Annotated in this window: 15 protein-coding genes, 1 pseudogene and 1 riboswitch; of the genes and pseudogenes, 6 read left to right on the top strand and 10 right to left on the bottom strand. The window is 62.6% G+C overall.

What is annotated here, in order from left to right:
• Positions 1-145: 145 nt before the first annotated feature.
• Positions 146-808 (top strand): class I SAM-dependent methyltransferase, encoded by a 663-nt coding sequence (locus SIN04_RS01215; RefSeq protein WP_134493149.1) that lies wholly within the window; start codon positions 146-148, stop codon positions 806-808.
• Between the two features lie 25 nt (positions 809-833).
• On the opposite strand, the gene modD is transcribed toward SIN04_RS01215, so the two are convergent.
• Positions 834-1,691, bottom strand: coding sequence for a ModD protein (gene modD, locus SIN04_RS01210; RefSeq protein WP_134493147.1), 858 nt, complete (start codon positions 1,689-1,691; stop codon positions 834-836).
• Between the two features lie 271 nt (positions 1,692-1,962).
• Positions 1,963-2,023: riboswitch (Fluoride riboswitch) on the top strand.
• Between the two features lie 386 nt (positions 2,024-2,409).
• On the opposite strand from modD, the gene crcB reads away from it, so the two are divergent.
• From crcB to eno (SIN04_RS01195), 3 genes are all read left to right on the top strand, one after another.
• Entirely contained in the window at positions 2,410-2,814 is a 405-nt protein-coding gene (gene crcB, locus SIN04_RS01205; protein WP_134493145.1) for a fluoride efflux transporter CrcB, read from the top strand.
• Between the two features lie 26 nt (positions 2,815-2,840).
• Positions 2,841-3,680 carry a universal stress protein gene (locus SIN04_RS01200; protein ID WP_134493143.1) on the top strand — a complete coding sequence of 280 codons (840 nt, stop codon included), beginning with the start codon at positions 2,841-2,843 and terminating at the stop codon, positions 3,678-3,680.
• 118 nt (positions 3,681-3,798) lie between these two features.
• Positions 3,799-5,094: a phosphopyruvate hydratase gene (eno, locus tag SIN04_RS01195; protein ID WP_134493141.1), complete on the top strand. Its 1,296-nt coding sequence runs from the start codon at positions 3,799-3,801 to the stop codon at positions 5,092-5,094.
• Positions 5,095-5,141: 47 nt separating this feature from the next.
• Here eno (SIN04_RS01195) and SIN04_RS01190 read toward each other — a convergent pair whose 3' ends face one another.
• From SIN04_RS01190 to SIN04_RS01175, 4 genes are all read right to left on the bottom strand, one after another.
• Positions 5,142-6,764 carry an ABC-F family ATP-binding cassette domain-containing protein gene (locus tag SIN04_RS01190; protein WP_134493139.1) on the bottom strand — a complete coding sequence of 541 codons (1,623 nt, stop codon included), beginning with the start codon at positions 6,762-6,764 and terminating at the stop codon, positions 5,142-5,144.
• Positions 6,765-7,012: 248 nt separating this feature from the next.
• The gene (locus SIN04_RS01185) at positions 7,013-7,534 is read right to left on the bottom strand and encodes a (2Fe-2S)-binding protein (RefSeq protein ID WP_134493137.1); all 522 of its coding nucleotides are present in this window, start codon (positions 7,532-7,534) and stop codon (positions 7,013-7,015) included.
• Positions 7,531-10,272: a xanthine dehydrogenase family protein molybdopterin-binding subunit gene (locus SIN04_RS01180; protein WP_322847419.1), complete on the bottom strand. Its 2,742-nt coding sequence runs from the start codon at positions 10,270-10,272 to the stop codon at positions 7,531-7,533. Before SIN04_RS01180 ends, SIN04_RS01185 begins: the two co-directional genes overlap by 4 nt.
• A 101-nt stretch (positions 10,273-10,373) precedes the next feature.
• Positions 10,374-13,544: a multicopper oxidase domain-containing protein gene (locus SIN04_RS01175; RefSeq protein ID WP_134493131.1), complete on the bottom strand. Its 3,171-nt coding sequence runs from the start codon at positions 13,542-13,544 to the stop codon at positions 10,374-10,376.
• 301 nt (positions 13,545-13,845) lie between these two features.
• Between SIN04_RS01175 and eno (SIN04_RS01170) the strand changes: the two are divergent.
• Positions 13,846-14,125 (top strand): annotated as a pseudogene (eno, locus tag SIN04_RS01170) (phosphopyruvate hydratase); the annotation flags it as partial.
• A gap of 1,447 nt (positions 14,126-15,572) precedes the next feature.
• Here the strand turns inward: eno (SIN04_RS01170) and SIN04_RS01165 are convergent.
• Entirely contained in the window at positions 15,573-16,172 is a 600-nt protein-coding gene (locus tag SIN04_RS01165; RefSeq protein WP_134493217.1) for a HupE/UreJ family protein, read from the bottom strand.
• A gap of 502 nt (positions 16,173-16,674) precedes the next feature.
• Here SIN04_RS01165 and SIN04_RS01160 point away from each other — a divergent pair.
• Positions 16,675-16,869 (top strand): hypothetical protein, encoded by a 195-nt coding sequence (locus SIN04_RS01160; RefSeq protein WP_134493129.1) that lies wholly within the window; start codon positions 16,675-16,677, stop codon positions 16,867-16,869.
• Positions 16,870-16,966: 97 nt separating this feature from the next.
• Here the strand turns inward: SIN04_RS01160 and cysG are convergent, their stop codons facing one another.
• Genes cysG through nirB form a run of 4 tightly spaced genes read right to left on the bottom strand, consistent with a single transcriptional unit; the run spans position 16,967 to position 23,888 of the window.
• A complete protein-coding gene (gene cysG / locus SIN04_RS01155; RefSeq protein ID WP_134493127.1) occupies positions 16,967-18,457 on the bottom strand; it encodes a siroheme synthase CysG in 1,491 nt (496 codons plus the stop codon).
• Positions 18,429-21,101, bottom strand: a complete 2,673-nt coding sequence (locus SIN04_RS01150; RefSeq protein ID WP_134493125.1) for a nitrate reductase — start codon at positions 21,099-21,101, stop codon at positions 18,429-18,431. The genes cysG and SIN04_RS01150 overlap by 29 nt, the downstream gene beginning before the upstream one ends.
• A gap of 1 nt (position 21,102) precedes the next feature.
• Positions 21,103-21,432, bottom strand: coding sequence for a nitrite reductase small subunit NirD (gene nirD / locus SIN04_RS01145; RefSeq protein WP_134493123.1), 330 nt, complete (start codon positions 21,430-21,432; stop codon positions 21,103-21,105).
• Positions 21,433-21,437: 5 nt separating this feature from the next.
• Entirely contained in the window at positions 21,438-23,888 is a 2,451-nt protein-coding gene (gene nirB / locus SIN04_RS01140) for a nitrite reductase large subunit NirB (RefSeq protein WP_322847418.1), read from the bottom strand.
• Positions 23,889-23,942 lie beyond the last annotated feature (54 nt).

Here is a 23,942-nt window from a genome sequence, read left to right as displayed (position 1 = left end):
GCGGCCGGGTTCATAGATCCAGCCCCGGCACAGCCTATCGCCTGCTCATTTGGCGATTTCCTTGGTGCTGGCTTCCTCCGATGATACAACAGCGGCTAATGGTCGTGTTATCGAGCATTTGCCGCTCTCACCAATGCGATTGGCCATGAATTTCTACGAACGCTGGGTTCTCCCGCCGCTTCTCGATCTGACGATGCGCCAGCGCCAGCTCGGGAAGTATCGCCGCGAGCTGGTCTCGCAAGCGCGCGGCCGCGTGCTTGAAATTGGCGTCGGCTCCGGACTGAATCTGCCGTTCTATGGTGGCGGGGCCGAATCGATCATAGGCCTTGATCCCTCGGAACCGCTCCTGGCGATGGCGCACCGCCGAACGGCCGAAGCTGGCGCGCGGGCGGATCTTGTTCTGGCGTCGGCGACAAGCATCCCGCTGCCGAACGCCAGCGTTGACACGCTTGTGATGACCTGGACGCTTTGCTCGATTCCGGATCCACTTGCCGCGCTGCGCGAGATGCATCGGGTGTTGAAACCGGGCGGCGCGTTGCTCTTTGTCGAGCATGGTCTGTCGCCTGACCCGGCGGTCGGACGCTGGCAACGACGATTGACGCCGGTCTGGGGACACGTCTCCGGGGGCTGTCACCTCGACCGGAAAGTCGATGATCTCATTCGCGCGGCCGGTTTCGAGATTTCGGAACTGCGAACAGAATACGCCGCCGGTCCGCGCCTGATGACATACATGTATGCGGGCCGGGCATCGCCCGTGGCGTCGGTTCCGTACCCCGGCTCACGAGGGGACGGCGCGAAAGCTGTGTGAGAGTCCTCGAAATGCCAGAACGGATTTAAGCCGGCGCGGCAGGCGTCCGGGCTATCCGCACTTGCACGTCACGCGGGCGCGCCATGTAGGGCGATGAGGTGACAAGGACGTCGGCTCCCGCCGCGGCATAGGCGGCGGCGTTCCCGACGTTGACGCCCCCGGCGGCCGCGATCACGGGCCGACGTTGCGCCTTCGCAAGCCTTGCAACGAGCGCCGCGATCTCCGCCGGCGCGAACTTTTCAGCCTGGATTACGTCAAAGCCCGCGTCCGCCGCGGCAATCGCAGCTGCGATGGTCGGCGCCTCGATCACCAGCTTCTTCTCCGGCGCCGCAAGTCGTAGGCGCACGAGCGACGCGGCGAGCGGTTCCTCGAGAAAAGCGAGATGCTCTGGAAACACGAGCACTGTCTCCGAAAGACTGAGGCGATGCATCGCCGCGCCGCCGGCCCTGACCGCCGCGGCGGCGAAGCGCTTCGCGCCAGGCGTGTTCTTGCGCGTGCAGGCGATCGTTATATGCGGCGACGCCGTTTTCGCCGCATCAACCATCTCGCGCGCGGCCGTCGCGACCCCGGACCAGATCTCGATCAAAGTCTGGGCTACCTTCCAGCTCCGCAAAATCCCTGCGGCCGGGCCGCGCGCCATGAGGATAGGCGCGCCAGCTTGCAGCGCGTCGCCCGAAGACGCGAAAAGCTCAGCCCTGCACCCGGTGAGTTCGATGATCGCCGCCGCGTCCTCGGCAAGCGCGAGCGTCATTGCGTCGCGAGCCGCAAACCTCATCTCGCCCAAAGCCGCCCCGATGCCCAACGCGTCGGTCGTAAGATCCCCGTGGGGCGCATCGTCGGCAAGCAGGCTTTCCAGTTCAGTTCGGGTCGCTGCGGTCAGCATCAGGGCGTTCCTGCTCTTGTGGTCAGGACGAGAAGGGAGAAGCCGCGTGGCTCTCGCGGTCCCTTCAGGCCATATCGTTTGGCGCAAACAGCGTCCGGTTGGGCCTCGAACGAGCGCCAAAAGCGCCGTTCTCAAGCTCCGCTTTGATGGAGGCGGCATCGCTCGCGTGTCAACCATTGGCCGATCTCCGCACCGTCTCTTTGAAAGGCGCCAGCAGCTCACAAGCGGAATTTCCAGCCTTGCCAACGCTTGTTTCTTGAATACAATTGCCGAATTCGATGGGGATGGGGTTCCCCGAAATCGCCGAAGAGGCTGATGACTCCTGCCGCGCCGCCATAGCGGGAGGAGTTCTTTGTGCATTTTCCCAATATCACGGTCGGGACGACCTGCTTTCGTGGCTGTTTGCGCCCGGAAGGACGCCTATTCCAGTCGCGGCCGCCGCGGACGCGTTCTGGAGCCTCAATGGTCCCGCCAGCGCCGGAATGAATCGTGATCGCCGTTTGGGCGCTCGCAGCGCCATGGCTGGCTCTTGCATTGATCGCGAGCCTGTTCTCGATTCCGGTTCCTGATCTCAACGGCACGCCAAGCAGAGGGGCGCCCAACCGACTTCGGCAAGCGCAAGCCGCTGGCGACGCCAGGCGGCGCTGCGACCGGGAAAAGGGAAGGCAAGGCGGGAAGCCGCATCGGGTTCGATTCTGCTTTTGGAGACATCTATCACATGATCTTTTCGTATTTATGGGTCGCCCTCGGGAGCGCACTCGGGGGAATGGCCCGCTTCTGGTTCGCCTCCTTCGTCGCAAGCCTCACGGGGCCGACGTTCCCCTGGGGCACTTTGCTGATCAACATTGGCGGCTCATTTTTCATTGGATTGTTCGCCAATCTCACCGGCGCGGATGGACGCTTTTCTGTATCGCCGGAGATCCGCACTTTCGTCATGGTCGGCATTTGCGGAGGGTTCACGACCTTTTCGTCCTTCAGTCTCCAAACCTTGGAGCTGGCTCAATCGGGTGAACTCATCCGCGCCAGCGCCTATGTCATTTTTTCGGTTTTTCTCTGTCTGCTCTTTGTCTGGCTCGGCTATCTTCTCGCGACGGGCGTCAATCTGCGGTCAACCCATTTTTGAGGTCGGATAGGGCCGGAAGGAGAAAAATGACGCATGGCATTCTTGCAATTCTGACGCATGAGCGCTCCGCCGCCGCCACTCTGGCGATGGCCGACAGGGCGGCGAATGTCGAGCAGGCGGACCGGATCGACGTGCTTCACGTCAGGGTCGACCCGCTAGCGACCATTATTGTCGGGGAAGAAATCCTCTCCGATGCGCGTCGCGAGGAAATTGAAAACGTCAACAAGCACGAAGCCGCTGCGGTTAAAGCGATCTTCGATGCATGGTTGGCTGATCGCAAAGACTCCGATTACGCGGCTGCGACATGGCTCGACGTCCTCGGAGATCTGCGCGGCGAGGTCGCCGATCTCGGCAGGAACGCAAACCTGATCGTTCTTGGGAAGCCAGATCCAGCGCGGCGCCCTCATCATACCGCCGATGGCCGGGAGGCGCTGCACGCAGCGATCTTCGATACGGGTCGCCCTTTCCTGCTGACGCCGGAAAACGGCCAGGCGCCAAACAACCCGCGCATCGCCATCGCCTGGAAAGAGGGGCAGCCGGCAGCGCGGGCGGTGCTGGCGGCTTTGCCCTGGCTGGCGCACGCAAAAGCAATCTCGATCGTCGTGGTCGCAGAGGATGACGGCTCCGGCGAGGCGCAGGGCGCCAAGGCGCTTCTGCTGGAGCATGGCCTCGACGCCGTCGTCCTCAGTGTGAAGCAGAATCATCAAAATGTCGGCGATTGTATTTTATCCGCGGCAACCGAGCTCGGAGCCGATCTTCTCGTGATGGGCGTTTATCGTCGAAACAGATTGCTGGAGTGGGTTTTGGGTGGCGCCACTTCGCGAATATTGGAGGCGACCGCCATTCCGGTTTTGATGTGTCACTGACTGGAAACAGCAATGTCGGCCAACCGATCATTCTCTGGCTCAACGAATAAATGCACGATCGATGTCCGCCGTCCCGCGCGTTCGGCGCCGATGCCGACTGCCACCAAGGAGGTCCGCCATGAGTAGGATTTCTTCGATCACCGCCCATGAGATTCTCGACTCGCGGGGGAATCCGACCCTGCGCGTGCATGTGGGGCTCGATAACGACATCAGAGTGTCCGCTTCTGTGCCATCGGGGGCGTCAACCGGCGCGAATGAAGCGGTCGAATTACGCGACGCCGACAAATCCCGCTATGGCGGCAAAGGCGTCCTTAAGGCCGTGGCAAACGTCAACACACTGATCGCCCCGGAGCTTGTTGGCCGTGACCCGGTCCGGCAGGCTGAGATCGACGCCCTTCTCCTTGCGCTCGACGGCACGCCCAACAAGGCGAGGCTCGGCGCCAACGCCATCTTAGGCGTTTCGATGGCCGTGGCGCGGGCTGCGGCCGAAACCTCGCGGCTGCCCCTTTATGCCTATCTCGGCGGTCCCGGCGCGACACGGCTGCCTGTGCCGATGATGAACATTCTCAACGGCGGCAAGCACGCCGATAACAGCGTGGATTTTCAGGAATTCATGGTGATGCCGGTTGGCGCCCCGAGCTTTGCCGAGGCGTTGCGCTATGGCGCTGAAACCTTCCACATGCTGGCCAAGATTCTGACCAAGAAGGGCTACGCCACGTCGGTCGGCGACGAGGGCGGCTTCGCGCCCGACCTCAAGAGCAACGAAGAAGCCTGCGAACTCATCGTCGAGGCTATCGAAGCCGCGGGCTTTGCGCCCGGCAAGGATATCGCCATCGCCCTCGACCCGGCGGCCAGCTCTTTTTATGCGGATGGCGCCTACCATCTCGCCAAATCCGGCCAAGGCCGCAAATCGAGCGACGACATGATCGCGCTGTACCAACGCTGGATCGACGCCTATCCCATCGTCTCTATCGAGGATGGGTTCGATGAGAATGATTGGGGAGGCTTCGCCAAACAAACGGCAACGCAAGGCGGCCGCATCCAGATCGTCGGCGACGACATCTTTGTGACCAATCCCGTCTTCATTCAAAGAGGCATTACTGAGAAGACAGCGAATGCGGTGCTGATCAAGCTGAACCAGATCGGCACGGTCAGCGAGACGATCCAGGCCATCGGCCTATGCCACGAGGCCGGATGGCGCTACGTCATCTCGCACCGGTCCGGCGAAACCGAGGATACCTTCATGGCGGATTTTGCCGTCGCCATGGGGGGCGGCCAAATCAAGACCGGCTCCGCTTGCCGCAGCGAGCGCATCGCCAAGTACAACCGGCTGCTGGAGATCGAAGGGGAACTGGGAGCAGGCGCCGTCTTTAAATCTCCCTTCGAGCTGCCGGATCGCCGTCAGCTCAGCTGACAGTCTCGCCCGGCGGGTGATCGTCCGGCCGGGCGCCGTCGCCGGCCTCAGCTTCGTAGCCCTGGAGCCTCCTGGCCTGTCCGCGCAACATACTCCGTGTAGCCGCCCCCATACTGGTGAATGCCCTCCGGCGTCAGTTCGAGCACCCGATTGGACAGCGCCGCCAGGAAGTGCCGGTCGTGTGAGACGAACAGCATGGTGCCTTCGTACTCCGACAGCGCCGTGATCAGCATCTCCTTTGTAACGATGTCCAGATGGTTGGTGGGCTCGTCCAGCACCAGGAAGTTCGGCGGATCGTAGAGCATTTTGGCCATGACCAGCCGGGCCTTTTCGCCGCCCGACAGAACCCGGCATTTCTTCTCCACGTCGTCGCCGGAAAATCCGAAGCAGCCGGCCAGCGCCCGCAGCGAGCCTTGCCCCGCCTGCGGGAACGAATCCTCCAGCGACTGGAACACCGTGCGCTCGCCGTCGAGCAGATCCATGGCGTGCTGGGCGAAATAGCCCATCTTGACGCTTCCACCCAAGGCCACCGTGCCGTTGTCCGGCTGTGCGGAGCCGGCCACCAGTTTCAGCAGCGTGGACTTGCCGGCGCCGTTGACGCCCATCACGCACCAGCGCTCCTTGCGGCTCACCACGAAGTCAAGACCCTCATAGATGCTCCGATTGCCGTAACGCTTGTGCACGTTTTTCAAGCTCACCACGTCATCGCCGGAGCGCGGCGCCGGCGGGAACTCGAAGGCGACCGACTGGCGGCGCTTGGGCGGCTCCACCCGTTCGATCTTGTCCAGCTTCTTCACCCGGCTTTGCACCTGCGCGGCGTGAGAAGCGCGCGCCTTGAAGCGCTCGATGAACTTGATCTCCTTGGCGAGCATCGCCTGCTGGCGCTCGAACTGGGCCTGCTGCTGCTTCTCGTTCAGCGCGCGTTGCTGTTCATAGAATTCGTAGTCGCCCGAATAGGTCGTCAGCGCGCCGCCATCGATCTCCACCACCTTGGTGACGATGCGGTTCATGAATTCGCGATCATGCGAGGTCATCAGCAACGCGCCGTCATAACCCTTGAGAAAGTCCTCCAGCCAGATCAGGCTTTCGAGGTCCAGATGGTTGCTCGGCTCGTCCAGCAGCATCGCGTCCGGACGCATCAGAAGGATGCGGGCCAGCGCCACGCGCATCTTCCACCCCCCGGAGAGCGCGCCCACGTCGCCGTCCATCATCTCCTCGTTGAAGCTGAGGCCCGCCAGGACTTCTCGCGCGCGGCCATCGAGCGCGTAGCCTCCAAGGTCCTCGAAGCGCGCCTGCACCTCGCCGTAACGCTCAATGATGGCCTCCATGTCATCCGCGCGGTCCGGATCCGCCATGTCGGCTTCCAGTTCCTTCAACTCGGCCGCGACAGCGCTCACGGGGCCGGCGCCGTCCATCACCTCCAGGACGGCGCTGCGGCCGAACATCTCGCCGACGTCCTGGCTGAAATAGCCGATGGTGATCCCTCGATCGGCGACCACCTGACCCTCGTCTGGCTGCTCCTGCCCCGTGATCATCCGGAAGAGCGTCGTTTTGCCGGCGCCATTAGGGCCGACCAGACCGACCTTCTCGCCTCGCTGGAGCGCCGCCGACGCCTCGACGAAGACGATCTGCCTGCCGTTCTGTTTACCGATGTTGTCGAGACGAATCATGTGATGCCATCCAGAGAAGATCCCGCGCCATTACCCCATGGGGCGCGGACGCGAAAGAGTGGACTGGCCGCGGCCATCATAAGCGGCCGAGCGCTGGTTGATATTGGCGATGGCCGAGAAACTCGCCGGCGAGGCCAGCCTATTCGGACCGGTGCCCGACGCGGCTCACCCAGCTGCGTCAGCCGCCGCGACGTTGACCGGCATGAATGCCAGGATCAGGACCGGGCGCGGCCATTCGGGTCTCATCTTCAGCTACTTTTCAAAAAACGCCGGGGGTTGGCGAGAATCACGTCCCGCATGGCCTCGTGATATTTGACGTATCCTGTACACCGGCAAAGGTGGCCGTCGAGCGCTTCGGCAATGGTTGTTTCGAGATCGGCGCGGGCCACCGGCGTTCTCGCCAATCGCTCCAGCAGAACCTGACCCTCGTTGAGAAAACCCGGTGTGCAATAGCCGCACTGGAACGCGAAATGCTCGATGAAGGCTTTCTGCAGCACGGTCAGCTGGCCGTCCTCGGCGTGTCCCTCGATGGTGCGGATCTTCTTGCCGTGGAAGCTTGCCGCCGACGCGACACAGGTCGGGTTGGTCTCACTGGTCCCGTCCGGCAGATCGACGATGACCACGCAGCTCAGACACTGTGCGGCGCCACATCCGAATTTGGTGCCCGTCATCCCCAGGAATTCGCGCAGGAAATCGTTCATCGTCAGATCGTCGCGCACGTCTATGGGTCCGTGAGCGCGACCGTTGATCGTCAGGGCAAGTTTCGTCATGCGAGCGCTCGCTTCAGCATATCCTGAGTGACCGGCAGCAATTGGAAGCGGTGGCCCGTCGCGTCGAAGATGGCGTTCAGCAGCGCCGGAACGACAGGAATCATCACCACCTCGGCCATGCCTTTCGGCGGTTCGTTTGATGCGAGCGGAGGCAGAATCTCGATCTCCAGGTCATGCAGCGGCAAATCGGATCCGCGCGCCACGAGATATTGGCCGAGATTCCATTGCCCGTTGCCGGGGCCGTCCTCGAACGGGGGCAAAGTCTCGAGCAGCGCGTAACCGACGCCCATCGCGAACCCGCCGTGCGATTGCCCAAGCACCACCTCGGGAACGAGCGCCTTGCCGCATTCCAGGACGCTGTAGGCCTTCGCGATGCGGAGCGCGCCGGTCGCGCGCTCGATCTCGATGCGAACCAGCGTGCCGCAAAGCGACGAAAAGGCTGTGCCGATCCGATTGTAGTCGGTGGGCGGAAAGGCCACCTGCTTGCGATCGAGGCGCGTGAACTCGCCGCCTCCGTAACGCACCGCCAGCGCGTCGATGTCGGCCGACCAATCCTCGCCGGCAATGTCGAACGTTCCCTGCGACCAGGCCCAGCGCGAAAAGGCGTGCGCCATGGCGCCTGTCACGCCCTTCTGGGCATGCGCCTTTGCGGCAATCGCCGACAAGGGCAGCGGGGAAAGCCCGGCCATGATCAAAGTCTCCCCCTGCCAGTAGGCCTCATCCGACTGCTTGGCTCTCGGATCGGTCCGTTCGATGCCCCAAAGCGAGAGCGCAGCGGGCCACAGTCCGAAGCGAAATATGATGCGCGCCGCCTCCGCTACCGCCTGAGTTCCGACGTGGGCGCCGATCGAGGCGCTGGTAGCCGAACTGATCGCCGGCACCCAGCGCGGGTTCTTCGCCGCTTCGTCCTGGGCCGCCTGGGTGATCGTGTAGGCGTCGCCGGACGTCGTGAGTTCGAGCGTGTCAAACGCATCGACCTGCGCCACCGTCACCTCGTCGGCGATGCCGCCGATATGGAGCGCGGCTCGATGGGCGAGGGCGGTTCCGATGCCGTTACCCATCTCCACGGCGTCGCCGTGGATCGAAATGCGGCCTTCCGGATCCATCTGGATCGATCCGAGCGAACAATCCGCGCCCGTTCCGTAATCCTTGGCGGAGCAAGCAACACCGGCGCCGACGACGAACCCTGGTTTTGCACGCGCCTTCTCGTCAGCGCGCTTTTGCCAGATCGGATGATTGTCGAGCTTGTCGAGGATTTCCTGGGTGCGCACCGAGACCGAATAGGGATTGCCGGTCATTGTCCGGCCGCCGGGTCGCAATGCGTTGCGCCGGCGGAACTCGATCGGATCGATCGGCAGCGCGGTCGCCACCTCGTCGACCAGCACCTCAAGCGCGGTCATCGTCTGCAGCGTTCCATAGCCGCGCATGGATCCGGCGGTGACGCCACGCGAATGAACGGCCACCGTGGTCACGTCGACCTTGGGAATATCGTAGATGCCGATCGCGCCCGTAGCGCCGACCACGGCAACGCTGATCGAGTAGTTCATCAGGCCGCCGCCGTCGAGGACGTGGTCGGCCGCGAACGCCGTGATCATTCCGCTCGCCCGATCGACGCCGATCTGAGACCGCATCTTGAATGCGTGGCGCTTGATGCCGCCCTGGAACTGTTGAAGGCGATCATGCGCCAGGCGAACCGCATGGCCCGGATAGAACATCGCGGCCAGCGCCACGTAGAGCGGAAACGGCGTGTGGTCGCGGCCGCCAAAGCCCCCGCCAACATAGGCGAACTGGGCATCGATGTTCTTCGGCTTGAAATCGGCCTTCGCTTCACCGAGGAGGAACGCGACCGCCTCAGTCGCTTCCAGGGGCGATTGCACGCCCAGCACGATTTCGAGGTTCGCGGCATGCGGGTCATACCACGCAAGCCCGCATTCGGGCTCGAGAAACATCGGATCCACCGACTGCGTCTCGAATTCACGGTCGAGCGTCAGGACGGCCGGGTTCTTGGCGGCAAGCTGCGCGCGTATCGCCTCGCCATGGGTCGCGCCCTTGACGTACTCACCGCCCTTGGCGACCGGAAGCGGCTTCCAGATCGGCCGGCCGGAACTCTCAAGGATGCCGGGGCTTATCCAGCCTTCCTGAAGCGGCGAATAGATATCGGGAGCGTCAGGCGTCGCGCCGGCCACGCGAGTGAAACGGAACGCGCCGTAGTTCGGGACGGCGACCGGGCCGGTTTCAGCGCCGAATTTTAGGAAATCGCCGTCGTGCAAAACGAGCCGCGCCCTGTCGAAGGCGTCGAACGTCTCGAAAATCAGCAAAGCCACCGGCTGGCCGAGATAGGACGGAGTCTTGCCGGCCGGGCAGAAGAGATCGCCGGCGTAGAATTCCGGTACGCGCACCCCAATGCGCGCGAGATCCTCGGCCGTCACCACGACTATAGGCTGAGCGGCCTTGCCCAGCCGCGTCAGGTCGAAGCCCGCATAAACATGGGTTGCGTCCGCTGCGCGCACCAGCAGAGCATAGGACGTATTGGCCGGCCAACCGGGAAGATCGGAGGCCCGGAAGTCGGACGCATAGAGCTTGGCGCCGGTCACCTTGGCGACGCCGTCGACGCGACCGACCGCCGGCTTCAGGACGCCTCTTCCGGGCAGCGTTTCGCGCGCCAGAAAAGTGGACGTCTCAGCCAGGGCAAGGCGCGAAACGCCGAGCGTGATGCCGCTTACGGCGGCCAACTTCATGAATTCTCGTCGCGAAGCCTCTATGACCTTACCCTTTTCTTAAAATCCGGGGCGGCGTGGCGCCGCGCAGGTTGCGTAGAGTTCCTCAAAACCGGTTCCTCCTAGTCGCCACCGACGACGACCGATCGCGCGCCTTCCGGGGATACGATCTCGCCCAGGAGCACCGGCTGCAGAACCGTAGCCTTTGGGTCCGCCCTGACGAAATCGAACTTGAGGACGCGCGCGCCTTGCGGGGATGTTCCGCTTACCAGCAGGTTCGCGCCCATCGTCGTGCTCGTCGTGGCGACCTGTGCGCCAGAGGCTCCGGCAAACGGCTCGAAGCTCGCGATCTCGCGGAACTTGGCGCCATGATCGTGGTGCGCGGGATTTTCCACATACATGGCGGGACCTCCATCCAGCGCCGAACCGCTCGAATACACCTTGACGGCGCCCTTGTCCGCGAGCTGGCTGACGATGATGCGCTTGGCGCCGCCGAGCGATCCGGCGAGCCAGCCCGTTCCGATGGAAACGCCGCCACGGTACTCTGCGCCGAACGGCGCGAACGAGGTCGTGTTTACCGGCTTGTCGATCGCGGCCTTCTGCGCGTCGCCATGCGCAATCGGCGTCGTCAGCGGAAAGACGAACACCTTGACCATTCCGACGCTTCCCGGACCGGAAGCAGTGACGAGGCTGTTCCGGCCGGTCGAAAAATCGATGAAACCGGCTGCGAGGCTGACGCCGGACGTGTCGTCGCCATTGGGCTTGAAGGACGAAAAGAGCGGCGGCGCAACACCCGGCGACGCCGGCAGACTTGTGCCGTACACCCGCACTTCGCTTGGCGAACCGGGGCCCGAACCGACCACTATGTTGTCGGAAGTCGTCCCGTCGATCTGGGTGGCGGTCACGGAGACGCCGCCGCGCATTTCGGAGGGGAAGGCCTGAAACCGCGCCAGTTCGGTCTCGAAAGGCCGGGCGGCCGTGTTCTTGCCGGAATAGACGACCACCTCCGGCGCATGATCCTTGCCTGCGCCGACGATGAGGTCGAGGACGCCGTCGCCATCGACGTCGCCCAGGGCGATGCTGACATTGCCTTCGTAGCCGGGGAAGGGAACCACCGTGGCGATGTGGCGGTCGTCCTTGCCGTCGAACAGGCGCACCTCCGTCGGCTTGCCGGCGCCGCCCGGCGCCGCCACCGCGTAGCTGGACACCGCCGGTATGACGTTGATGAGCGCCATCAATCCGTTGTCCTCGTGGTTGAGGCGATGGCAATGCATAACGAACAGGCCGATATAATCGTCGAACCGCGTGCGGATCGACAGGATCCCCGGCTGGATCACGCTCTCGTCGATCTGCATGGTCGGGGCCGGTGCGTTGCTGTTGTCGGCGCCAAAATGGTCCGGGCCCGTGTGCACGCCTGTCGTTGGATCGAAATAGTCAACCACCTGGAAGTCGTTGACGTGGACGTGGATGGGGTGTTCGTCATTGTTATGGTTGACGAATTTCCATTCCTCGACGGAGCCGAGGCGCGGCTGGATCAGCGGCATGTTGGGGAATGCCGCGCTATCGAAGGCGTAGACAAAGGCCTTCGGGTCGGCCGCGGTCGCCTTGTCGTTCAGGAACCCGCCGGAAATCAGAATTTGCCGCTTTACGTCGGGCTTGGTGTCGGCAAGCTCGACGAAGGACGTGTAGGCGCCCAGCTTTTGCCCCTCGACGAAGGCCGTCGTCACCCCCTTCCCCTGTGAGGGGACCGCCCTCGCCAGCACCTGGGTGGGAAAGGCGAAGAAACCGTCGACATAGCTCACGGCGGAAGGCAGGACGCTGAGGCTGCCGAGCACCGCGGGAGGATTTTCCGTTCCATTGCTGGTGTAGAGCACGCCGGGCGCGGTAATCGTCTTTGCGCCTCCGCCCCGGGGCGGCATCTCGAGGACCAGATCGCCTTCGGCCGGCATCGTCACGGCGATCGCGTACCGGCTGGCGGGTGAGATGACCAGACGAGTCCCGTTTTCCGTGACCGGGTAATGCACGGCCGGATAGGGATTGCCGTCCTGCCCCACGATTGCGATCAGCGGGTGCCGGCCCGTCGCGGTTTCTGTCAGTTGGACGCTCATATAGGCAAAGTCGCTTACATTCGCGAGCACCCAGATCTCGGTCTGGCCCGGCTTGCTCCTGATGGTCGGTTCAAACTGCCCGTTGACCGTGAACTGTACGTCCCGCTTGCTGTCCGGCAGCGACGGATCGGCCGGAACATCCTTGTCGGTCTGGCCATTAGCCGCCGTGAAGGTTTGAAGATTGCTGGGAATCGTCTGAAAAAGCCCCCGGTCGTTGCTGATCGACAGCGGGCCTGCATACCAGACGGTGAAGTAGGTGGCGCCAACCTTGGATTGGGTGAAGTTGACGGGGGCAAGCAGCGGTCGATAGACGCCCTTCGCCAGTTCGTCGCCTTTGGGCGGCGCCATCGTGCTGACATATTGCGGCCAGTCGGGGTTGTCGAGTTGCGCCAGGCCTCCAGCGCGATCGAAAACGAAATTGTACTGAAGCAGCATGTTACGGATCGGGATCTGCTTTTCCGTCACCACCGGAAGGTTGCCGTCCGTGCGCCCGATCGACAGAAGCCCGGCCAGACCGGTATAGGTCTGCGGCCCCGTCAAGGTGTGAAGGTGGCTGTGATACCAGTACGCCCCCTGCGGCATATTCTTTGGAATGTTGTAGGTATAAGTGTTCGACATTCCCGCCGCGATGTGCAGCATGACGTTGTCGGAATTGCCTTTCGGGCTGACGTGAATGCCATGAATATGCAGATTCACCGGCGACGACTTCATTTGTATCGGGTAAAGCGGAACAACGCCGTTCACTGCTGTATATTGCGGACTGAAGTAGTCCGCGATGGTCAGGTCGGTCAGTGCGTTGTCCAGATGTACGATCAGGGTCTCGCCCGGAAAAACCTGCAAGGTCGGCGCTGGATAGAGGCCGCCGCCGGACATTTTTCCATCCGACGGCGCACCGCGGATGACTTCATAGTCGAAGAGCAGGAAGTTCTGGACGGGCTTGCTCACCGTATCCAGCGAGGCCGCCCCCTGACGCGCGGTCAGCCTAACCTCAAGGACGCCGTCCTTGCTCGCCAGCGTTACCGGCTCGCGAAACTCGGAAGAAACGCCCTGCCCCGGACCGTTGCCCGCAGCATTCGCTCGAACCGCCAAACCAGTCGCGAACAGCACCGACAATGCGGCGACCGAGCCGACGAGCGCGGTCCACAACTGGCGACAAAATTCGCGATAGCGGGGACGATGACGCATGATTTCTCCGTGGAACTTACGCAGCGCGGCGACTTACAGCACGCTTTTCCTAAGTTTCGCGGAAAAAGCATTCCCCGAAGCTTAGAATCGTTCTTCAATAAGCGCCAGCCTATATTTGCCTTTGCGATACTGGCGCGACCAAAGGCAGGCGCCGTTGGATGGCTGGGGAGTTTGGCGCTATTTGGCCGGCGTCATCGACCCGTTCGCCCGCGACGGCGTCGGCTGGGCTGTCGGCGCCCGCCCGCGCCAATCTTCTGGAAAGGCTTCGCGAAGCAGACGGCGGCCCAGGGCGACCGCAACGATCGGCGCCGTCAGCGAGACGACCCAGGCCATCGGCCTATGCCGCGAAGCCGGAGAGCGCTACGTCATCTCACACAGGTTCGGCGAGACCAAAGACGCCTTCATGGCGGATTTCGCCGTCGCCATGGGGCCGCCAAATCAAGACCGGCTCCGCTTGCCGCAGCGAGCGCATCGCCAAGTACAACCGGCTGTTGCAGATCCAAAGGGAAATGGGAGCAGGAGGCGTGTTCAGATCGCCGCGCCGCTTGATCACTGGGCGCGCCCGAGAAAGCGCTCTTTAACTCCGCTGCGTAAGCCCCGCGCTGGCGCCCCTACTGTTCGCACTGTCGAACGAACATCAGGACTGAATGGGCTTTCGCGCGCATACCACCACAGGTCGAGTGCGATCAGCATATGAATGCGTTAGAGCGCTTTGCGATCGAAAGAGTCATTCGATCGGAAAGCGCTCCAGATACAAAAACTGAGCATATTCTTGTCGATCAGATCGAAACGACCCGATCGGAATATGCCCTAGACCGACGGCTGCGTCTCCCGCAACTGTGTTCCGGGAGACGCTGGCCTCTGCGGGTAGCTTATTAGCTGCAGACGTTGAATGTATGATAGCCAAGGAGGCGACCATGCCCGTCACTCACAGGCCGGCTCATCAACATGCACCGTCCGTGGCGATTCGGGTTGGGAATTCCCTCGTTTTCCTGCACTAGAGAGGTCGCCCAGTCAGCGTCGCTATTATCGGCGCTAACTGTCATAGCGTAAGTTGATTCTGGCGCGGCATAAGCCCGCGTCGCATTGATAACCGTCGCGGACGGCGCAAGGGCCAGTGCGGCGGCGGCAAGACCTAGTATCTTCATTTTTGTATCTCCTCGTAGAGCTCGAAGTTTCCAAAATCGATGAGAGATACATAGTCCGCACCGAGCCTTGCGATAATAGCTTATAATATATTTTAATATATTGCTGGCGATAACAATGCGGGCGCATGTGTCCGCAGATTGACTCTGTTCAGCACATCAGGACGGCGCACGCAAAACACGATTTTTCAACTGTCTCATATTGTGTATGTTCTTAGTCATATAACACAATGGTGTTCGCGACACATTGCCGCGCGAACCGTCGGCGGCAATATCGGTGGTCCCAACTATGGCGTCTGTATCAGCGCGGCCGATAAGCCCTGGCCCTGATTGCGCGCCATCGTGAGCGTGACAAATCGGGAACGATGTCTCGCATTCTTCAACCGCCTACAGGACAGGCAACGCCCCCTCTTGTCTGTAGCCCGAAGCGCCGGCTGGACCGGCTACGCGAAGAGCTGTGCTCTGCTCTGATCGCGTGGGGAGGCAGATGACGCTCTTGTTGCCAGTTGTGGCGCACAGAGGATAGATTGCACCGGGAAGGCTGTGGCGCCCTTCGCGTGGAGGCGACGATCGGGGGCGCCCTATGGCGACTCAAGACGCCCCGCCGTCCGCGGATTTCGGCGCCCGCGGCGGCTGCTCCGAGACAGAATTTGCGACAGCTACAGGATATGCCGATGAGGCTGATCGGCCTGTCCGATCAGAACGCGCTCAACTCTTCGATTTCGAGCAGTTCCGGTCGCGCCAACTTTTGTTCCATCAGCAGATAATGGCCCATCGGTTACTGAACTGATCCTGATGGCGCGGGCGCGGGCGCCAGCGCCGCTTCCAAGCAACATCTGCGTAGACGGTCCGGGCGGCGTGACGCCCGGGCCTGAAAATCCGCTCAGAGGGCGCCGAGCGCCAAGGCGAAGCCGCTGATGCAGACCGCGGCCCCCACGTTGCGCAACCATACCGGACCCTTCCTGTCGCCGAGGCGCCCGGTGGCGAAGCCAAGCCCGACGCCGGCAAGATGCAAAAGAGCGGTTGCGAGCACGAAGCCCAGCCCATAAGCGAGCCCCGCGGCGTTCTCAGGCATTTCCGCGCCATGCGCATGGCCGTGAAAGATGGCGAAAAGCCCGACGAGGCCGACGCCGGCCGCGAGCGGCGCCTTGACGCCGAGCGCCACCATTGCGCCAAGCACGATGACGGAAAGCGCGATGCCAAACTCCACGAAGGGCAGACCAACTCCGGCCATTCCGGTCGCTCCGCCGAGCGCCATGACGATGACAAAGCTGGCCGGGACCAGCCATAGCGCGCGGCCGCCGAGCTGCCAGGCAAAGACGCCAACCGTCACCATCGCGAGCACGTGATCGATGCCTGTCACGGGATGCAGGAAGCCATGCACGAAGCCGTGAGTATCGCCGACGCCCGTGTGGGCGAAAGCCAGAGAGGGCGCGAGCGCGAGCGCGGCGGCAACCCATGTGGTGCGGAACAGGGAACGTATCATCAAGAGACTCTCCTTATGGCTCAGCTATTCATTCAGCAGATCCGGGGCGGTTGATCGCCGACGAGCATGCCGACGATGCGTTCCCCTCCGAAACAGGTTTCCATGGCGCGCCTGCGCGGCTTCGCATGGCTTTGATCACATGTGACGCGGGAGAAGTTCTGGGTACGCCAGATCTTCAATGGCCTCCCTCAGGCTCTCGCAAACCGCCATTTCATGCATGTTATGCGCCACTTTCGAATGTGAGGGTCGCCAGCGCGACGGGCCGTCATCAGAAGCGTTTGCCGCCTCGGCGGCCCGGCTGCCGCGACCTCCGCCTCGCGCCCGCGGCGAATTTCCGTTCGCTTTAGGAAGGCCATTGCCGAAACCAGTTGTCCGGAGAGACCGGGGGCGCCACATTTGCGGAGGTCCGCTCGCCTTCGAGGCTGGATCTGGCGCTCGGCTCTCCGCGTCGAAACCGGAATGACCGCGGGGACGCCATTTGAACATTAAGGAGAATAGAGTGGCAGAGATCGAACAGGTGGAATTAGATAGGCATCGCGCTCAACTCACCTCTGACGTGAAAGATCTGGTCGAGAAGTATCGCGCGATATTCGACTGGGATGTGCCGGACGTCGATCAAAATGCCGCTGATAAACTGATCCTAGACGCAATGCGGAAGGCGTTGGATGATGTCGAAAAGAATTTGCTAGGCTAAACGTCGCTTTTGGCATGCCGGCGCCGCAGTTTCTCGAGGCCGCCGCAACACATAAACGAACTCAAATTTGCGACGGGCGCGGCGCGCCTTGCTGCATTCATGAGAGCAAGGCTGTTTTCAGAGCTGAGCCAGGCAAAAAGCCGTTCGCGTCCGCCGTATCTTTTCTTCCGCTTCCAAATGCCGTTCCGACGCCGATAATGACGGGATCAGCTTCTGCGACCCCTTCCATTGTCGAAGAGAGAGTTTCGAGCGTACAAATCCATATGCGCTGTCCGGGCCGGCTGACGGCCGACGCCACCGCAACCGGCGTCGTGGCGGCGAGGCCTCGCGCCATGAGTCTGTCGGCAATCGGTCCGGCGGTGCGGCCTCCCATGTAGAAGATCGTCGTCGTCGAAGGGTCCGCCACCGCATTCCAGTCAAGGTCCTCTGGCAGTCCCCCCTTGCGCGAATGGCCGGTGACGAAGCGGACGGATTTCGCGTAGTCGCGATGGGTCAGGGACACGCCAAGAGCGGCCGCCATGGCGAATGCGGAAGTGATGCCGGGCACTATGTCGACCGGAACGCCTTCCGCTTCGAGCCGCGCGATCTCCTCGCCGGCGCGGCCGAAAATCAACGGGTCGCCCGATTTCAGGCGCACCACCCGCTTGCCGGCTTTCGCCAGCTTCACCATCAGCTCGTTGATGTCATCCTGACGGCAACTTGGGCGTCCGCCTCGTTTTCCGACGAGGATGCGCTTCGCTTCGCGACGGGCGAGCTCCAGCACCTCGTCGGAAATGAGATCGTCGAAAAGGATCACATCAGCGGATTGTAGCGCGCGAACGGCTTTGAGCGTCAGGAGCTCCGCATCGCCTGGCCCGGCGCCGACCAGCGTGACTTGCCCCATCCGCCACGCTCTGACCGCCGCGCATCGATCAGATTGGCCCATGAGCGCGGTCTCATCCTCTTTCGTCGGCGCGGGCCCGAACGCTCTTTCGACGAAGCCTTCCCAAAATGCCCTGCGCGCCATGCCCGGTTGCAGCCGCTCGTTGAGCGCAGCGCGCATCTTATGTGCGAGCGCCGCCCACGCGGACAGGGATTGGGGAAGAAGCGTCTCGATTCGCCGGCGTATCGCTTGCGCGAGGATCGGCGCCGCGCCATCGGTTGAAACGCCAACGACGACGGGAGAGCGGTTCACGATCGAGCCGAACTGAAAATCACATAAAGCCGGTTGGTCGATGACATTGACCGGCACGCCCGCTGTTTGAGCCGCCGCACGGAACGCCTGCGCATCCGTTTCGGCGCCTGCGACGGCGAGAGCCGCTCCGGCGAAACTATCAACGCCCCAGTTTCGGTCGCGATGGATGATCCGGTCCCCACTTCCTTCGGCTGCGAGGAGACGCGCGAACGCCTCTCCGAGCGTTTCGGTTGGGGCGTATAGATGGACGATAGCGCCAGCCGCGATCAACAGCTCCGCCTTCCAGGCCACGGCGTCCGAGCCGCCAGCGACAACAGCCTGCCTGCCCTGCAGCCTAAAAAAGACCGGCAGGACGGACAATGGCGCCATGCGCGCGGCTCTGCGGTCACTCGGCCGCCTGGAGACGATATGCATTGATGATCCCCTTGATTTCGGCCCTGCAGGACCCGCAATTCGTGCCTGCCTGCAGGGCCTGCCCTATCGCTTCAACCGTGACGCAGCCTGCCTTGGCGGCGACGGCGATCTGATTGGCGCCGACCCCGAAACAGGAGCAGACGGTGGCGCCCCGCTCGGCGAGGCCGCGCCCGGGACGGCCGGCGATAACGGCGACGCGCGCGCGCTGACTGGCAAATTCCGCGCTTAATTGCTCGACGGCCCAGTCGCGCGATACGGCAACCGGTTGAGGGGCGAGAAACAACGCTCCCGCGAGGCGCTGACCGTCGAAACATGCAAAGCGCTGCTGGCCTGCCGTCGCGTCATTGTAGGCGAGAAAATCCGCTCCGACCGCACGACCGAATAGGCCCGCTGCAAATAACGGCCAGTCTCGGTCCGCCTTTGCGAAAGCAAATTCGACGCGCCAGCCAGCCCGGCATTTGGCCAGCGCCCAATAATCGGCTTCAATCATTGGCGGATGCTCATTAACAACCGCAAAGCCGTATAAAGCGGCTTCGAAGCGCGCAACCCGAACAGGAACGTGCTTGGACGCGGGCTGACCCGAATGGGGATCGGTGAGGCCCGGGACGAGTATGTCGACGCGCGCCCTGGCCGCGAACTGATCGGTCCAATGAATCGGAACAAAGACGGATCCACGCGCCTGCCTGGTGGACAACAGGGCGCGGACGAGGATTGCATCGCCCATGGTCGAAACGCGGACGATGTCGGCGTCCACAATGCCATAGCGAGCCGCATCTTCCGGGTGGATTTCAACGAAGGGTTCGGCGAGATGCTGCGAAAGACGGGCGCTCTTTCCCGTGCGCGTCATCGTATGCCAATGGTCGCGCACGCGGCCGGTGTTCAGGATCAGCGGGAAGTCCCTGCTCGTTCGCGTATCGGCGATTGCGCTGATCGCGATGAAACGCGCCTTGCGGTCAGGGGTGAAAAATTGGCCATCGCCGAAGAAGCGGGTTTCCGCGGGCGCATCCCCGTCCGGGCGCGGCCATTGAAACGGTCCCAGCCCGTCGAAATGCGCCAAGTCAATTCCGGCAAGGGCGCCGATGTCGAAGGCCCGCGCACCATCATTCTCGAACGCGGACAAAGCGGCGTGCTCACTGAAAATTTCGGCCGGCGACGCGTAGGAGAAGGCATTGGCGAAACCCATCCGCTGCGCCACATCGCAGATAATCCGCCAATCGGGCCGCGCCTCGCCGGGGAGCGGCAGGAAGGCGCGCTGGCGCGAAATGCGCCGCTCCGAGTTTGTGACGGTCCCATCTTTCTCGCCCCAGGCCGCGGCGGGCAGCCTGACATGAGCGTGGCGAATCGTATCGGTCTGCGCCAGCACATCCGAAACGACGACGAAGGGGCATGTTCTTAAAGCGGCCTCGACTGATGCGGCGTCCGGCAAAGAATCGACGGGATTGGTCGCCATGATCCAGAGCGCCTTGATGCGTCCGTCGGCGACGGCGCGGAATAGATCGACCGCCCTCAGTCCCGGCCGATCGGCAATTGAGGGCGAGCGCCAGAAACGCTGCACGCGGTCACGATGATCGGGGTTGTCGATCTCCATGTGAGCGGCGAGCATGTTGGCGAGGCCGCCGACCTCGCGGCCGCCCATCGCGTTGGGCTGGCCCGTGACGGAAAACGGCCCCATTCCCGGCCTGCCTATCCGCCCGGTCGCCAGATGACAGTTGATGATGGCGTTGACCTTGTCCGTTCCGGTCGACGACTGGTTGACGCCCTGGCTGTATACGGTGACGACCTTCGAGGCGCCGGCGAAGAGCGCATAGAAGCTGGTGAGCTCGTCCGCCTGAAGGCCGGTCTGTTCGGCAATCTCGTCGAGACATACTAACCGGGCCGCCGCCAGCGCCGCGCCGAAGCCTGTGGTATGCGCGGCGACATAGTCGCGATCCACCGCCTCGTGGTCCGCAAGCCAGCCGAGGAGGCCGGCGAACAACGCGCCGTCGCCGTCGGCGCGGATCGGCAGATGAAAATCGGCGAGGTCGGCGGTCATCGTGCGGCGCGGATCGACGAGCACGACGCGCATTTCGGGCCGCTTTTCCTTCGCGGCGGCGATCCGCTGGTAAAGCACAGGGTGGCACCAGGCGAGATTCGACCCCACCAGGACAATGAGATCTGCGAGTTCTAGATCCTCATATGTTCCAGGCACTATATCCGCGCCAAAGGCTCTACGGTGGCCTGCGACGGAAGAGGCCATGCAGAGACGCGAATTGGTGTCGATGTTGGCCGAGCCGATGAAGCCTTTCATCAGCTTGTTGGCGACATAATAGTCCTCCGTCAACAGCTGGCCCGAGACATAAAACGCCACCGACTCCGGGCCATGCTCCGCGATGGTTCGGGAAAATGTCGAAGCCACGAGATCAAGCGCATCGTTCCAGCTCGCGCGGCGCGCGCCTATGTGCGGATGCAGCAAGCGTCCTTCGAGATCGATCGTCTCGTTGAGAGCCGACCCCTTGGAGCATAGGCGCCCGAAGTTGGCTGGATGTTCGCCATCGCCGCGAACGCTGACGTTTCCATCCGGGGCGATCTCGGCCTTCACGCCGCATCCTACCCCGCAGTAGGGGCACGTGGTGTTGACCACGCGCGCATCCGTCACCTCCGCCATTTCACGCAGCCTCAATCGCGAGCGCGTCGAGCGCGAGAAAAAGACTGTCGCCTTCGAGCTTGAGAGGGATCGTCCGCACGGAGCCCACATCGGCGCCGAGCGCCCGGCCCGTCTCCAGCGAAATGACCCAGTTGTGCAGCGGGCAGGTCACAGCCGCCCCATGCACGATTCCCTGGCTGAGCGGCCCCCCCTTGTGCGGGCAACGATCCTCCATGGCGAAGAATTGCTCTTCGGCCGTGCGAAACACGGCGACCCTGCCTTTAGGCGTCACCACGCAGCGGGCGCCGCGCAGAGGAATGTCGGCTGGCGATCCAATGGCGATCCAGTTCATCCTCTTCACTCCGCCGCTTGCGCCAGGCCGACGGTCGCCATCGGCCGGAACTCGTGCTTATCCTTGCCCGAGACGCGCTCAGACCACGGATCGACCTGCGCGAACTTCTGCGAGAAGACGAAACGATCGAAGTAGGTTTTGCGCCGCTCCAGATCGTCGACGATCTGCAGCCTTATTTCCGCGACGCCGACCCGTTTGGCCCATTTGTAGATGCGCTCGAGATAGCGCCCCTGCTCACGATACATCTGGACGAGCGCGACAATCACTTCCAACGCTTCATCCTCAGTCCTCACCAGGCCCAGCACCTCCGTGCCCTTGATGTCGAGACCCGCCGCCCCAGCGAAATGAATCTCATAGCCCGAGTCGACGCAAATCACGCCCACATCCTTGCAGGTTGCTTCCGCGCAATTGCGCGGACAGCCGGACACCGCCATTTTGACTTTGGCGGGCGTCCATGAGCCCCACATGAATCTTTCGATGCGAATGCCAAAGCCAGTCGAATCCTGCGTGCCGAAGCGGCACCAGTCCGACCCGACGCATGTCTTCACGGTGCGGAGCCCCTTGGCGTAGGCGTGGCCCGACACGAACCCGGCCGTTCCGAGGTCCGCCCACACGGCGGGCAAATCTTCCTTTTTTATGCCCAGCATGTCGATGCGCTGCCCCCCGGTCACCTTCACCGTCGGAATCGCGAACTTGTCAACAACGTCGGCGATCGCGCGCAGCTCCTTGGCGCTGGTGACGCCGCCCCACATGCGCGGCACCACCGAATAGGTTCCGTCCTTCTGTATGTTGGCGTGGACGCGCTCGTTGATGAAACGGGATTGATAGTCATCGGCATATTCGTCCGGCCAGTCGCAGACGAGATAGTAATTCAGCGCGGGCCGGCATTTGGCGCAGCCGCAGGATGTCTTCCATTCGAGTTCCTGCATGACGGCTGGAATGGTCTTCAACCCTTTCGCCTTTATGAGCCGGCGCACATCGTCATGGCCGAGCGTCGTGCATCCGCACAGCGGCTGCGCGGCTGCGGGATTGTAGGCGGCGCCAAGCGTCAGCTTCATGAGCTGTTCGACAAGGCCCGTGCAGGAACCGCAGGAGGCGGACGCTTTTGTATGGGCGCGGACGTCATCCAGCGACGTCAGCCCCTTCGTGATAATCGCGCCGGTGATTTTGCTTTTGGATACGCCGTTACAGCCGCAGATTTCCGCATCATCCGGCAAGGCTGCAACGGCCGCCATAGGGTCCAGGGGGGAGCCCCCCTGATAGGCCTGGCCAAAAATCAATGTGTCGCGCATTTCGGAAATATCGACCTCTTTCTTCTTGAGGTCGTTGAACCAGGCGCCATCGGACGTCTCGCCGAACAACACGGCGCCGATGACGCAGTTGTCCTTGATCATCAGGCGCTTGTAGACGCCGGCGGCGGCATCGCGCAGAACGATTTCCTCCCGGTCATCCCCATCGGCGAAATCGCCAAGGGAGAACAGTTCGATCCCGGTGACCTTAAGCTTCGTCGGCGTATCGTTGTGAACGAAGGCCGCCGTTTCATCTCCACAAAGACGCGCCGCCGCGACCCGCGCCATTTCATAGAGCGGCGCGACTAGGCCGTAGACATGGCCGCCAACTTCCGCGCACTCGCCGATGGCGAGGATATCCGGGTCGGAGGCGCGCATGCCGGCGTCGACCGATATCCCGCGATTGATCTCAAGGCCGGCGTCTCTCGCGAGACCCGAATTGGGCCGGATGCCCGCAGCCATAACGACCAGCGTCGCCGGAATGATGGAGCCATCGGCGAGTTCGACGGCCTCCACCCTTTCCTTGCCGAGAATGGCCTTTGTGTTGGCCCTGGTGATGACCTTGATGCCGCGCTCCTCGACGGCGCGTTGCAACAGATAGCCCGCCGCGGGATCAAGCTGGCGCTCCATCAGAGTCGGCATCAGATGGAGAACCGTGACATCCATGCCGCGGGCCGCGAGGCCGGCTGCGGCCTCGAGACCAAGAAGACCGCCGCCGATGACGATCGCCGTGTCGCGCGACTGCGCGGCAAGCAACATGGCGTTGACGTCGTCGAGATCGCGATAGGTAAGCACGCCCGGAAGGCCATGACCTGGAACCGGCAGGATCATGGGCGTCGAGCCGGTGGCGATCACCAGCTTGTCGTAGGCTTCGATTGCGCCGTGGTCCGACACGACTGTCTTTGCCACACGGTCGATGGCGACGATCTTGTGGCCCTTGTAGAGGGTGATGTTGTTCTTGATGTACCAGCCGTCGCCGTGGATGATGATCTGCTCATAGTCCTTCTCTCCGGAAAGCACCGGCGAGAGCATGATGCGGTCGTAATTGACGCGCGGCTCGGCGTTGAAAATGGTGATCTCGTAGCGGTCCGGCTCCCTTTCGAGGAGATGCTCCAGCATTCTGCCGGGCGCCATGCCGTTGCCGATGATGACGAGTTTCTCGGTCATGCGTTCGATGCCTTTGCAATTCAGTGTCTGATGCAGTCACAGCCGTGATCGGCG

This window comes from Methylocella tundrae (assembly GCF_038024855.1).
GTDB lineage: Bacteria > Pseudomonadota > Alphaproteobacteria > Rhizobiales > Beijerinckiaceae > Methylocapsa > Methylocapsa tundrae.
Note: the sequence above shows the minus strand (reverse complement) of the source record. Positions and strands in the feature narration are given on the sequence as shown.